The organism is Shewanella sp. 5S214 (assembly GCF_041439795.1).
Classification (GTDB): domain Bacteria; phylum Pseudomonadota; class Gammaproteobacteria; order Enterobacterales; family Shewanellaceae; genus Shewanella; species Shewanella vesiculosa.
Genome location: NZ_JBGOOV010000003.1, coordinates 1 through 13852 on the forward strand (window position 1 = coordinate 1; position 13852 = coordinate 13852).

General features: G+C 40.9%; 14 protein-coding genes. 7 read left to right on the plus strand and 7 right to left on the minus strand.

Going from position 1 to position 13852, the window contains the following annotated elements:
• The 5 genes from ACED29_RS02360 to hemC all read right to left on the minus strand — a co-directional run.
• Nucleotides 1-787: retention module-containing protein (locus tag ACED29_RS02360; protein WP_371696922.1), on the minus strand; the 787-nt coding region annotated here is incomplete at its 3' end.
• Nucleotides 788-1170: 383 nt separating this feature from the next.
• Nucleotides 1171-2340 carry a heme biosynthesis HemY N-terminal domain-containing protein gene (locus ACED29_RS02365; protein WP_371696923.1) on the minus strand — a complete coding sequence of 390 codons (1170 nt, stop codon included), beginning with the start codon at nucleotides 2338-2340 and terminating at the stop codon, nucleotides 1171-1173.
• Nucleotides 2337-3572 carry a uroporphyrinogen-III C-methyltransferase gene (locus tag ACED29_RS02370; protein ID WP_371696925.1) on the minus strand — a complete coding sequence of 412 codons (1236 nt, stop codon included), beginning with the start codon at nucleotides 3570-3572 and terminating at the stop codon, nucleotides 2337-2339. The genes ACED29_RS02365 and ACED29_RS02370 overlap by 4 nt, the downstream gene beginning before the upstream one ends.
• Nucleotides 3573-3657: 85 nt before the next feature.
• Nucleotides 3658-4377, minus strand: coding sequence for a uroporphyrinogen-III synthase (locus ACED29_RS02375; RefSeq protein WP_182723333.1), 720 nt, complete (start codon nucleotides 4375-4377; stop codon nucleotides 3658-3660).
• Nucleotides 4378-4390: 13 nt separating this feature from the next.
• Nucleotides 4391-5320, minus strand: coding sequence for a hydroxymethylbilane synthase (gene hemC / locus ACED29_RS02380; RefSeq protein ID WP_124017230.1), 930 nt, complete (start codon nucleotides 5318-5320; stop codon nucleotides 4391-4393).
• Between the two features lie 273 nt (nucleotides 5321-5593).
• On the opposite strand from hemC, the gene ACED29_RS02385 reads away from it, so the two are divergent.
• Nucleotides 5594-8056: a class I adenylate cyclase gene (locus ACED29_RS02385; RefSeq protein ID WP_371696927.1), complete on the plus strand. Its 2463-nt coding sequence runs from the start codon at nucleotides 5594-5596 to the stop codon at nucleotides 8054-8056.
• A gap of 70 nt (nucleotides 8057-8126) precedes the next feature.
• Here ACED29_RS02385 and cyaY read toward each other — a convergent pair whose 3' ends face one another.
• Nucleotides 8127-8462 (minus strand): iron donor protein CyaY, encoded by a 336-nt coding sequence (gene cyaY, locus ACED29_RS02390; RefSeq protein ID WP_124017232.1) that lies wholly within the window; start codon nucleotides 8460-8462, stop codon nucleotides 8127-8129.
• 79 nt (nucleotides 8463-8541) lie between these two features.
• Here cyaY and ACED29_RS02395 point away from each other — a divergent pair, with 79 nt between their 5' ends.
• From ACED29_RS02395 to ACED29_RS02420, 6 genes are all read left to right on the plus strand, one after another.
• Entirely contained in the window at nucleotides 8542-8724 is a 183-nt protein-coding gene (locus tag ACED29_RS02395) for a lipoprotein (RefSeq protein ID WP_165870137.1), read from the plus strand.
• Between the two features lie 20 nt (nucleotides 8725-8744).
• The gene (lysA, locus tag ACED29_RS02400) at nucleotides 8745-9989 is read left to right on the plus strand and encodes a diaminopimelate decarboxylase (protein WP_182741629.1); all 1245 of its coding nucleotides are present in this window, start codon (nucleotides 8745-8747) and stop codon (nucleotides 9987-9989) included.
• Between the two features lie 40 nt (nucleotides 9990-10029).
• On the plus strand, nucleotides 10030-10857 hold the full coding sequence (dapF, locus tag ACED29_RS02405) for a diaminopimelate epimerase (RefSeq protein ID WP_124017235.1): 828 nt from the start codon (nucleotides 10030-10032) through the stop codon (nucleotides 10855-10857).
• Between the two features lie 110 nt (nucleotides 10858-10967).
• The gene (locus ACED29_RS02410; RefSeq protein WP_182741635.1) at nucleotides 10968-11594 is read left to right on the plus strand and encodes a DUF484 family protein; all 627 of its coding nucleotides are present in this window, start codon (nucleotides 10968-10970) and stop codon (nucleotides 11592-11594) included.
• Nucleotides 11595-11664: 70 nt separating this feature from the next.
• Nucleotides 11665-12564 (plus strand): tyrosine recombinase XerC, encoded by a 900-nt coding sequence (gene xerC / locus ACED29_RS02415; RefSeq protein ID WP_124017236.1) that lies wholly within the window; start codon nucleotides 11665-11667, stop codon nucleotides 12562-12564.
• The gene (locus ACED29_RS02420; RefSeq protein WP_124017237.1) at nucleotides 12564-13304 is read left to right on the plus strand and encodes an HAD-IA family hydrolase; all 741 of its coding nucleotides are present in this window, start codon (nucleotides 12564-12566) and stop codon (nucleotides 13302-13304) included. Before xerC ends, ACED29_RS02420 begins: the two co-directional genes overlap by 1 nt.
• 7 nt (nucleotides 13305-13311) lie before the next feature.
• Here the strand turns inward: ACED29_RS02420 and ACED29_RS02425 are convergent, their stop codons facing one another.
• Nucleotides 13312-13812, minus strand: a complete 501-nt coding sequence (locus tag ACED29_RS02425; protein ID WP_371696931.1) for a helix-turn-helix domain-containing protein — start codon at nucleotides 13810-13812, stop codon at nucleotides 13312-13314.
• Between the last annotated feature and the right edge of the window lie 40 nt (nucleotides 13813-13852).

A 13852-nucleotide genomic window follows, 5' to 3' on the forward strand; every position in this document is an offset into this window, starting at 1 on the left:
TGGCCAACACAGATGCGTCATCGACAGGTGTGACTTCGATGGTCAGCGTCGCGGTTTCACCAGTGTTAGTCGTATAGGTAATGACCGGCACTTGGCCATTCCAATCTTCATTAGGAGAAAAAGTAAAAGAACCATCAGGATTGATAACGAGCACGCCACCTTCAAGCTCGATTTCTGTACCCGCAGGATAGGTTTGTCCATCTACTTCAAAACTCACTACACTCAAACTTGAGTCAGTATCGCTGTCGTTATCTAAAACATTTCCAGAAGCAACTTGATCTTCGCTAACTGTAATGACGTCATTTAATACAACCGATGGGGAATCATTTTCAATAAGCACTTCTTCTTGAGTCACTGCTGTTGGGGTAGCAGTTTGTCCTGTCGTGTCGTAGCCTGTATTCGCAATGGTCTCTGCACCATCTCTTGATACTGAGACATAACCAAAATCACCTTGGTTGGCTGTTGGGGTGCCAGCGGCGGTTTCTGGTAGGTTTGCTGTTGGATCTTCGCCAGATGCAATTAATGTCTGCAAGGCTGCGATTTCATCTATAGCTTGTTGATCTGCTACTTGCTCGATAATGGCATCATCAGGAGTATCTGCACTATTAAAAATAGTGCCGTCATCGAATGTAATAACAAAAGCAAACTCATTGCTGCCTGAAACTAATGCTCCAGCAGGAATTGTCTGGCCAAGTTGTAATTCCTTGGTTTCATTGTTAATTGTTATTGTTACTGTACCTTCTGAAGCAGAAAGTATTCCATTTTTTGACGTAGTAATTGATTCCATTTGAAGCTCCCAACAGCTTTATATACTTAAGATAACAATGAGTTAATTTGCATCATATTTGCTTAATATAATAATAGTATTAACATTAAAATTATTTTATAAACATTAGGTCAAATAATATCACTTACCACAATGGTAGTCAATTTTTTGACGTTAAGGCGTTTCTAAACAAGCTAGTTATAATAAGCATATAAAACAAAGTATTAATTTTTTGACGTATGAGTCCTATATATTTTTACGTCATAAAAAAGTCGTAATTACTTGTAGTGGCATATTCTCGTTTATTTCCTTATATCGGCATAGATAACAAAAATGAAGCAGAATAACTAAAAAAGCCTACGAGATTGTAGGCTTTGAGATGAGCTTAAAAATAACTTTATTGCTTAGATTATGTTTGCAGCATTACGATAACTGTTTGCCGCAGAAGAGTTTTCACCTAACTGTTCTTGGGCTTGCGCTAACGCTAACCATGATTGATGTGTTGGTGCTATACGACAGACATTTTGCCAATGAGTTTTAGCTTGTTTAGTGTCACGACTTTGAATGGCAAGCTTTGCCAGACACATTTGATAGTCAGCATCATTTTCATGAGTGGTTTCTAGTCGGCTGAGTAATTTACGCACCTCTTGATCTTGTGCATCGATCAAATCAGGTATTGCGGCAAATAAAGTCGCCGATGGTGCAGCGCTAAGTTGTTTAATGATTAACTTTATTGCTTTATCTTTATACCCATACTGAGTTAATCCATGAGCATAAGCGACAACTAATTCATCTTGTTTACGCTCCGACTGACTTAACCAATGCCAACATTTATTCAATTCTGCTTCAGAAGTCTTAGCTGCATTTACCATTAAAATACTGTTGGTTTTAGTGTTTAATTGGTTGAACTCAGTTTCAGAAAGTAATTGGCGTTTTTTCAGGATTGGTAACAACAATTTTAATGCCTGCCAATCATTTTGCTGCAAATATAACTCTTGTGCTAGTTTCAGTACTGGTGCACTACTTTTACTTGTTGGATTTAGTTTATCAAGTACTACTCGAGCTTGAGTGAGCTCCCCCTGCTTCATTAAGTAGCGGGTACGCGATGTATAAACCGCTGTCTTGGCAATAGGGTTATTTTCTGCTTGAGTTAAATAATGATCTCTCGCAGTAATATCACCTTGATAGTGAGCTGCTCTTGCTGCCGCAAAAAGATTTAATACTGGAATTTCACCTTTTTCAGCACCTTTAGCCATGGCTTTTTCAGCCGCAGGCCAATCTTCTTCAGCCAGTGCTAAAGCGCCGGTTAAAGTATGCTTTTTAGCCGCTTTTCTGCGCCATTGCTCTGGCAGGTAGCGACTGCTAAGTAGCATATTTAATAATAATAAAATTAACCACTCGAGTAATTGCAGCGCAAAATAAAATACAATTAACCCCACAACACCTATGACCAAGCTAGTTTCAATCTGATAGTCACCAATTGCGATATAAACGTAACCGCTTTGTCCAACAATAAGTGGGCTGAGACACAGTCCAATTAAAATGAGAACAACATAAACCAGCGTCTTAATCATTGTGCTGGCTCCTGTGTAGGCATTATTTCACCATAGGTAACCAGCTGCTGGAGTAGTGGCGAGGCTTGAAATTTATTAAGAGTCACTTTTTCAACTTTAACCTTGGCTAGTTTATCCAAAGACGCAATTATTGCTTTAGTCTTTGGATCTGTTAAGTCAAAGTATTGTTGTAACCACTTGTCTGCTAAAGCAATAGATTGCTGATAATTCACTTGGTCAAATCGGTACAGTGCTAATTGTGCTTGCAATAATTTGTTGCGAATATTTTCAACTAAATACCATTGCTGTTCCGGTGATAACAGCGGCTCCAAATCAGTGGTCCGTTTGCGGATAGTAATAAAACCATCAGTTAAGTCATGCCAGGTTGTGGCGAGATTTTGTTGCCAATCATCAATGGAGTCGGTGACTGCCTGGGTGTTTTTATTTTCTGTAAAATTATCATCCACACGATTTAACGGTAAACCTTCTACATCATTGATAATATTATCTAAGTCAAAGATGGTATTGGTTATGTCAGTGGTTTTTAATGCGTTAACTTTAATGATGTCTTCAGCTAAGGCTTTACGTAAAAGAGTTAATGCAGGATCTTTCATCGCACTGATACGTTCATCTGCAGACTGTAATAAACCAATTGCTGTTTGCGGATCGTTTTCTAACCATAGTTTTCTGCCAGCCATGCGAACTAAATATTCGGCTTCTGATGCCATCCAATGGTTAGGACTGCGCTGGGCAATAACAGCTACACGTTCTTGCAGTTGTTTATTTGATTGCTGTAGTTCAGCTAATTTTGCATAAGCTTTAGTATCGTTCAGCTGTTGTTGCTCTAACGTACCAAAGCGTTTATTGGAAGCCATGACGGTTTGTTGTAATTCATATTTTAACGATTTATTTTGTGTAACTTGTTCAGTGATACTTTGTTCTAATTGAGTTTGGCCTTGAATTTGTTGGCTAAGCTGCAAATAAAGCCAGTAACAAGACGCCACAGCAACAATGGCAACCAGTAAACTGAATAATACCCCAATACGGATCCACCAAGAGCTAGGTTTAGCTTTGCGTCGGCTGTTATTTACCGGAGAATTTGTCTGATTATTTTTGTTGTTGTCAGCAGATTGTTGGCTCGTTGCATTGACTTTTTTTGCCTGTAGCGGCTTTTCTATTGGATTTTGCGCAGGAGAAATCACTTTCTCATCCTTGTGTGCTGGCGAGTTTGGATCTTTTTTATTGTTTTCCATGAACAGTCCTTGAAAGCAAAAATACAACCAATATAAGCAATATTAGAAAATGTGTGTCGATGCAAGGTAACAATACAATAACAAATTATAACGCAAGACTCGTGAGTATAGCTTGAGTATTTGCTCCATTTGCATTGGTAATATGGCTTAATCCCATTGCTTTTGCTTGTAATTCGACGCGATGACTAGGCACTATGATATGACATGCACGTAACCATGCAAATAATTCTTTTGGGACAAGGTCAACTAAATTGGATAATATTTCGCCGCTGGTGACCACAATGGTATCAATACCGAAGGATTGCCATTGTTGAATGGTCTGTTTTGCATTGAGCTTAGGTCTCACGCGCTGATAGACCTGCCAATAGTTCACCTTTGCACCTCGAAGCGCTAATTGTTCAGCGAGCATTTCACGTCCACCTAATCCACGTACAATAATAAATGACTGCTGATCGACATCTCGTAATTGGGGTTGTGATAATAAACCTTCACTATCTTGGCTTTCTTCGGGCGAGCTAATCGCTTGGATATTATAGTGAGCTAGGCTATCGGCGGTTGCTTGACCAACAGCGAAATAGCGACAGTGCTGTGGGAATGAATTGTGGAGTTTAGTGGCGGCAAAATCGACGGCATTAGTGCTAATAAAGAGCAAATTATCAGTGTGGGCTAAAGTAGTATTGCTCATTGATTCGTTTGTTTCAATTACCGCTAAAAGTGGGGTAACAAGATAAGCAACGTCTCGTTGTGAGAGTTGCTCTTCCATTGCTTGATTGCGCCCTTGTGGGCGCGTTAGCAAGACTTTCATGGCCAGTTATCTCTTAACTAGCATAAACAGCATCTAAAATAGTTTTAGCCCCGCGACTAAGTAAATCTTCTGCAAGAGACTCTCCAAGTGCAACGGCATCAGTTTTAGAACCCGATACCATACCCGTTATTATTTCACTACCATCAGGATTGCCGACTAAACCACGTAGGGTTAAATTATCGCCTTGAATTTCAGCAAAAGCACCGATAGGCACTTGGCATCCGCCTTCTAGGCGAGTGTTCATTGCTCGTTCAGCCAGCACTCTGTAACGGGTTTCTAAATGTTCAAGTGGTGCGAGTAATGCTTTAACACGCTCGTCATTTAGACGACATTCAATGCCGACAGCACCTTGTCCATTGGCTGGAAGTGACTCTTCTGCAGAGATAAATCCTGCAATTCGTTGATTGAGTTTTAAGCGGATTAATCCCGCAGCAGCCAGGATAATAGCATCATAATCACCACTATCGAGTTTGGCTAAACGGGTACCAACATTACCGCGTAAGTCTTTAATAATAAGATCTGGACGAGCGGCTCTAATTTGACACTGACGGCGCAGACTTGAGGTGCCCACAACCGCGCCTTGAGGTAATTCACTAATGGATTTATAGCTATTTGATACAAAAGCATCGCGTGGATCTTCACGTTCGCAAATTACCTGTAGGCCTAAACCTTCAGGAAAATCTACTGGTAAATCCTTCATTGAGTGCACTGCAATATCGGCACGATTTTCAAGCATCGCGACTTCTAACTCTTTAACAAATAGCCCTTTGCCACCAATTTTAGCTAAAGGAGTATCTAAAATGACATCACCTTTGGTGCTCATTGGTAATAATTCAACCGTGAGATCGGGGTGAATGCGTTCAAGTTCAGCTTTAACAAATTCAGCTTGCCACATTGCCAGTGGGCTTTTACGTGTTGCGATACGAATTATATTTTCAGACATGGTAGTAGATCCATTAGATAGCCTCAATGGAGTAATGCTATCACCGCTCTCGCTTGGATGTAACAAATCGATGGTAATTGTTTGAAGTCTGTAGGGCTTATTTGTGATTCATCTTGTTGAACAACTACTGGTGAAATACAAAATAAATGCTACGATGATCACTGTTTTGACGAAAGCGTGACCTTGGTCGAAAATTTGAGCTTAGGTTCGAGTGTGTTAGAAAAATTTGTCACCAAATAGTTTGTGTAGCAAAAAGCGTAAATGGAGTGAGTCTTGACCGATAAAACGGCATATTATCAAAAGGATTTAGCTGAGAAACTAAATAACATTAGATTAACTAGAGTGACTAATGTTCTGCCTGATTTGCAGCAGCATTTATTTCATATAATTCCTTTTTTAATACATCATAATCAAATAGATGTGTCCGGTATTATCGACCCCAACACGCCGTGTGGTGTTCATGGGTTTGATTTGTCAGACGCAATGATTGCAGCATGTGATGCCTTATGTTTGTCTGTACCCTCCGCGATTGATTCAAGCGTTGATGCTTTTGAAGGTATCTATGCCATGGGCAGTACTGCTAGTTTTGGGCAAAATCCTCAAAGCGATTTCGATATCTGGTTGGTTTACAATAGTAAACTGACTCAAGCACAACTTAAACTCATTGAATATAAAAACAAACTCATCAGTGACTGGTTTGCCGGTTTTGAGTTTGAAGTGAATTTTTATCTAGTACATCCGATGCAATTTAGAGAATGCAGCGCATTTGATAATTGCCAACCAGTAGGATTAGAGCACAGTGGCAGTAGCCAACACTGGTTATTATTAGAAGAGTTTTACCGTTCTCATATTAGGCTCGCCGGTAAAACTGTGGCTTGGTGGCCCGATGCACAAAGCCAAGATACTCAGTCTAATGCCAACTTACTTTATCTTGGCAATGTCAATTCATTACCTGCGGCAGAGTATTTTGGCGCCTCATTATGGCAGCTCTATAAAGGGCTCAATAAACCTCATAAAGCCTTGTTAAAAGTGTTGTTATTGGAAACTTATGCCTCAGAATATCCCCATACAAGACTAATAACTCAACAACTTTGGCAATATTGCCTAGATCAAGATTTTAGTGTTGCTAATGACGCTTATTTATTGCTGTATCAAAGAATTGAAACTTACTTGATAGCTCAAGGTGATGATAACCGTTTAGAGATCGTTAGGCGTTGTTTTTATTTAAAGTCTGGTATCACTTTATCGAGTTTGTCACCTACCAATAGTGCAACAGACTGGCGGGTTGAAAAAATGGCCAGCCTGGTTAAACAATGGGGCTGGAGCCATGAGCTAATCACCACATTGGATAATAGTCCTTATTGGCATGCTGGCCAGTTGAAATGGTTCAACCAGCAGCTCAGTGAACTGTTATTAGTCAGTTACAAAAATCTATTGAAATTTGCTTCAAAACAAACCTTAAGTGAACGTATGCGAGTTGAAGAACTCGGCTTATTGGCTCGTAAATTACATACTTATTTTAGTGATGATGACCATTTAATACAGCCTCTAAACCGACTTTGGAGTTTATCGACAGCTGAAAAATCGTTGACTATCTTTCATTGCAAGCAAGCATCACGTTTTTATCTCTATCGCCAAACTTATGTCGAACAGGATCCGTCTCAAGCTGTTACAGATAATCAAGGACATGAGTTCGATAATCATCCCATCCATGAAGCGGATAATATATGCAGTTTAGTTGCGTGGTCAGTGTTAAATGGGCTCGCAACTACCGATACTAAGTGGTTTCAAGTTGGGCGAGGTAAAAGACGGACAGATAAATTGAGTTACCTAACCCGTAAACTTATCCCTATTATGCACAATGTACCCACTGTCTATAAACGTGATTTATGCGAACCTTGGTGCTATCAAAAAATTGTGTTGATTACCAATATGGATAAAGATCCGACCACTCAATTGAATGAGCAAGAACTGATGTTGGAACATATTAATGCCAATATTCTTTCCTTTGGACAGAAAAAAATCAGTATGTTGTCGTCGGTGGCGGTTGTGTGTTTAAACAGCTGGGGAGAATGGCAAAGCCATCGTTTTAATGGCAATACCGCATTACTTGAAGCTATTTCATTTATTATTCTGGGATTAAAGCGTTCAAATGACCAAGTTGATTTATCGATTATTAGTTGCTCATCTAAGCTAAAACAACCGATTTTTAATCAGCTTAAAACCTTATTATTACGATGTTATGGTTTAATGAAAAAGGTCAATCAGAGCAATACATTGATGCATCCAATAATTATGGGCGATCAACAATACAGTATGTACTTTAATGCGTTAGGTATGATGTATCGCAAGACTGACGTTGTGGCACAGGTCAGAAATGATCACACTCATGAGTTACCACTACCTTATACCGTGGATGATACTAACGTTAATGTACCATCGGTGATTCGCAAATTTATTGTCATGGATGCTAAGCAATATTTTGTCCGTCAACGTAAGCAAGTGCTTGATGTGTTTATTGCAGACGAGAAGAATCAGCTTGAACATTTACAATATCAACATACCAGTATCAATGATTTTGTGGCTAAAGAAAGCCATTTGTATGTCTTTGACGAACAAAAACAGCACCGGCCTGTTTTTAATATGCCGCAGTTTTTTCAACTTGTGCATATTGAAGGTAAATTAACCGTAATGCCATTTGGCTTGTCAGTAGATGAAATGGGCTCAGCATTTTAAGCACAAGCCCAAATTCAATGACCATTTAATCACTCACTTAGTGCTATTACACACTAAGTTATTGTGTGGTTTATGCGTTTATCTCGAGCAAAATACCGCTTTGTTTATTGATGGCATCAATCACAAAAGACATAAATTCTAATCCATTACGGGTATCTAACCATTTGCCATCATTGTAATTAAAGTGATAACCACCTGATTTTGTCGCCAGCCAAATTTCATGAAGAGGCTCTTGTTTATTGATGACGATTTGCGAATTATCTTCAAAAGCCAACTGCAAAACATTGCCGCTGGCATTAATATCGACATCGGCATCTTGCTCGTCAATTGCTTTTTCTACCGCGTTCTCTATTTCGCCAAACATTTCATCGGCTAATCGATGAAACTCAGTATCTGTAATAGCCATGTATTTCTATCCTTTGCTTTCTGCGTTATGAATGCGATTATAAGACCATTATTCACTAGATGCACAGATGTTGAAAAAAATGAGACTGCTTTTATTTATTATGCTTGCTAGCCTATTTGTAACCGCATGTGGTCAAAAAGGCGTTTTATACAAAACTCCTGAGCCAGTGGCCAATAAAGTCGCCCCAAAATCTGCCAGCACAGATGTGCCCAAGCAAACAGAGGTGCTCGACTCTCAACCTTCAACCTCACAACAAGAATAGCATTTATAAGGGACCGCATTTTGGATTACTTTTCATATCAAAATGATTCACTATTCGCAGAAGACTGCGATGTAGCAAAACTGGCTAAAACACACGGTACGCCGTTGTATATTTATTCTCGTGCCACATTAGAGCGCCATTGGCATGCCTTTAATAATGCCGTTGCTGATCATCCTCATCTTATTTGTTATGCGGTTAAGGCGAATTCAAACCTTGCAGTGTTAAATGTATTGGCCCGTTTAGGCAGTGGTTTTGATATTGTTTCTGGTGGTGAGCTCTCGCGTGTATTACAAGCGGGCGGCGACCCTAAAAAAGTGGTTTTTTCTGGTGTGGGCAAAACGGTTGCCGAAATGGAGCAAGCCCTAAACATTGGTATTTACTGTTTTAATGTTGAGTCCAGTGCTGAACTTGAACAGCTTAATGACGTCGCCGGGCGCTTAGGTAAAGTGGCACCGGTTTCTTTGCGGATTAATCCCGATGTTGATGCTGGTACTCATCCTTATATTTCCACAGGTCTTAAAGAAAATAAATTTGGCATCGCCATGGATGAGGCTGATACGGTTTTTGCTCGTGCCGCTGAATTAGCTCATTTACATGTAAAAGGTGTCGACTGCCATATTGGTTCACAGCTTACCGAGATTAAACCCTTTTTAGATGCGATGGATCGCATGCTGGCGTTGATCGACCGTTTAGGTGAGCAAGGTATTAAGATTGAACATTTTGACGTGGGTGGCGGCTTAGGGGTTACCTATAATAGTGAAACTCCGCCGCATCCAGATAAATACGCCGCAGCATTACTCGATCGTCTAAATGGTCGTAAGTTAACATTAATTTTTGAACCGGGTCGTGCGATTGCGGCTAACGCAGGTATTTTCGTCACTCAAGTGCTTTACCTAAAAGAAAATAGCGATAAGCGTTTTGCGATTGTCGATGGTGCCATGAACGATCTTATTCGCCCTGCGCTTTATAGTGCGTGGCAAAATATTATTCCGGTACAACAAAATGATGCGCCAACTTTCGCTTATGATATTGTAGGTCCTGTATGTGAGACTGGTGACTTTCTCGGTAAAGACAGGCAGTTAGCGGTAAAAGCGGGTGACTTATTAGCCGTTCGTTCAAGTGGTGCTTATGGTTTTGTGATGGCCTCAAATTATAACTCTCGTCCAAGAGTCGCGGAGATTATGGTTGATGGTAGTGATGATTTTGTTGTTCGTCAGCGCGAAACGCTACAACAACTTTGGCAAGGCGAATATTTATTGCCATAGGCAATAAGCAAACGGCATAACGTTTTATAAGGAAACTTTTGTGATCCATTTCACTAAGATGCACGGACTGGGTAATGACTTTATGGTCGTTGATGGTGTAACACAAAATGTGTTTTTTTCGCCTGAACAAATTCGCCGTCTTGCCGATCGAAATTTTGGGATTGGTTTTGATCAATTATTGTTGGTCGAGCCGCCCTATGATCCTGATTTAGATTTTCATTATCGCATCTTTAATGCCGATGGCAGTGAAGTTGAGCAGTGTGGCAATGGTGCACGCTGTTTTGCTCGTTTTGTTCGCAATAAAGGCCTCACCCAAAAAAATAAAATTCGGGTGAGTACTAACTCAGGTAAAATTACTTTGCGGATAGAGCGTGATGGTAACATCACAGTTAATATGGGGGTTCCCGTTATTGAACCAAGCCAAATTCCGTTTAAAGCTAAAAAAAGCGAAAAGACCTACTTACTGCAAACCGCAATGCAAACTTACCTGTGTGGCGCTATTTCTATGGGTAACCCCCATTGCGTTATCGAGGTTGAAGATGTGCAAACCGTCAAGGTTGATGAAATTGGCAGTATGTTAACTCGCCACGAACGCTTCCCTAAGGGCGTCAATGTTGGCTTTATGCAAGTCATTAACCCTGGGCATATTAAGTTGCGCGTGTATGAACGTGGCGCAGCAGAAACGCTAGCCTGTGGCACGGGCGCATGCGCTGCAGCAGCCGTTGGTCAATTACAGGGTAAGCTTGATAAGCAGGTGAGAGTCGATTTACCTGGTGGTAGCTTAGTCATTAATTGGGACGGCGAGGGTAAACCTCTGTGGATGACGGGCCCGGCAGAACATGTATATGATGGACAAATACAACTATGAGTGAGATTACCTCCGAAGTCAGTTTAGCTAACGAAGTGGCAGGCAATACGGTTAGCAGTGCACAAGCCAAAGATATCAATTCAATTGGCCAAGATCTTGCTGTCGACATGATGGCCAGTTTGCAACAAGCCCCTTTTGATGAAATGCTGATCCGCGAATACTTGTTAGATAATCCTGACTTTTTTAATCGTTATCCAGAGTTGTTAGTGGCCATGCGTGTTCCGCATGCAGAACGTGGTGCGGTTTCATTAGTTGAGCGTCGACAAGAGCTGCTTCGCCAGCGCGTCAATCAGCTTGAAGAAGAAATTACTTCGCTGATGAACATAGCGACTCATAATGAGAGAATCTTTAAATTTAATACTGAGTTATCGTTTAAAATGCTTGCAAGTCAAGACTTAGGCGAGCTGCGTCAAGTATTGTCTGAAGGATTAAAAACTGAGTTTGGCTTTAGTCACGTTAGGTTGATTACGGTGCACGATATTGACAGCGAATTAGCAAAAATTTGGCGTCATCGTGTCCAAAGCGGTTATTACTTTGGGCGGCTCACGCAATCAGAATCTAAACGTTTATTTGGCAGTGATGTGGGGTCTGTAGCATTGACTAAATTATCTGATGACAATGGCCAGGTGATATTTGCCATTGCCAGTAAAGATCCCACTCATTTTCATCCTGATATGGACTCATTGCTATTTAGCCAATTGCGTCGTTTGTTAGACCATAAGCTACCGCAACTGTAATAGTTAATGCTCAGTGTGTTGTTTAGGATGCACAGCGTACTCCAATCGTTCATGTACTGGGAGCATTGTGATGCAGCCAACAGACTGGCAAACGATATTTAGCCAACATTTAACTTCAGAAAGGCAACTATCAAGCTATACCGTGCGTAATTATATGTTTGAATTACGAAGGGTTGAAGGCATCTTAACCGAATCAACTCAGCTTATTGATGTTACCCGCGACGAGCTACAATCTATGTTGGCAACATTACACCGCAAAGGCTTGAGTCCACGTTCGTTATCTTTGTGTTTGTCAGCCGTAAAACAGTTCTTTGATTTCCTATTGCGCGAAGGTGCCATAACGGTTAACCCAGCACACAGCTTAAGTGCTCCAAAACAAAACAAACCTTTGCCAAAAAATATGGATGTCGATGCCGTCAGTCATTTGTTGTCTATCGAGGGTGACGATCCGTTGTGCTTACGTGATAAAGCTATTATGGAATTATTTTATTCCAGTGGCTTACGTTTAGCTGAGCTCGCCAGCCTAGATTGCGCTGACATTAAGTTTGATCAAAGCGAAGTTAAAGTGCTGGGTAAGGGCAGTAAACAGCGGGTTGTGCCCATTGGCAAACTAGCCTTAAATGCATTAACGGCATGGCTAAACTGCCGCAGCCAGTTACCTTGTAGTCAAGCGGGTGATGCATTATTTGTCAGTAGCCAAGGTAAACGATTATCTCATCGCAGTATTCAAGCGCGGATGGCTAAGTGGGGTCAGGAACAAGCTATGGCGGTAAAAGTTCACCCACATAAATTGCGTCATTCGTTTGCAACCCATATGCTTGAATCAAGTCAAGATTTACGTGCCGTACAAGAACTGCTTGGTCATGCTAACTTATCGACCACGCAGATTTACACTAGTTTAGACTTTCAACACCTTGCCAAAGTGTACGATAACGCGCATCCAAGAGCGAAAAAAGACAGGGGGAAATAATGACAACGCCATTACTTAAAGCATCAATGATCCAGTATCAACGTCTACAACCGTTTAGCGCGATCAGTTTTGATTTAGACGACACACTCTATAATAATCTTCCTTACGTATTACATGCCAGCGATGAACTGTTTTCGCTAATTAATCAAACCTATCCCGCCACTACAGCATGGGGGGCAGATCAATGGCAGCAACTTAAACATCAGTTATTTATTCATCATCCAGAGTTAGTACACGATACCACTGCAGCCCGTTATGCCATGTTGCGCCAAGGCCTTTTACACTTTGGTTATAGCGAAGTTGAAGCCAGCAAAGGGGCCCAAGATGGCATGGCATGTTTTACCCATCATCGTAGTAACTTTACCGTTGATAATAATGTATTGCAGGTACTAGAGCGTTTAAGTCAACGCTATCAGCTTATTGGTATTACTAATGGCAATGTCGACAGCCAACGTATTGGCTTAGATAAGGTCATGAAATTTGTGCTTCATCCAGGCCACGGAGTTAAAATGAAGCCTGCTGCCGACATGTTTAGCCTCGCTTGCCGTCAACTGGATATTAAGCCTGCAGCATTATTGCATGTGGGTGATCATCCGCTGTCTGATATTGCTGGGGCAAAAATGGCAGGGTGCCAAACTGTGTGGTTAAATCCTTGTATGCAGCAACGGCATAAAAAAGCTCAACCGGTTTTGCCACACATTGAAATTAATCATTTAGATCTTCTGTTAGGCTTACTTTAGGGTGACGTTAGCGTTTTAGGTCTATGCCTGCTTTAAGGCTCATTTGTTCTACTTGCTCGCGGCTAGCATGCATATCGGCATCACCTACACGAAAGTAGGTGCCGCTATACGGATCAGTACCAACATAAATAGGCCTAAGTTTTACATCGACACATGGCACATGGATACGAATAAGCTTTTTCGTCATAATTTCAATAATTTGTACATCAGTTGGAGCTAAAATATTGTGACTGATCTTTTTCGGATCGTGTAATATTTGCCAAATTTCACTCAGCATCGGCATAGGATTAACAATCCCCTCAATAGTAAACTCACCTTGTTGCTCCTTTACGCCTAAAATAATTTCACCACCTAAGGTGTTGGCAAAAGCGCTATAGCTTTCCCACATGCCTTCGGGCAATGTACCCTTGCCGTCTCGTCCACCTGCTAATTTAAATTCAACTTGAGCTGATTCATGTAAGTTAGCAATGTCGTCTAAGGCAAACGTTGGGTAATGATGAGGTGACATTTAGGCTCCATATCGTCTTATGCAATCAGTAGATAAAAAT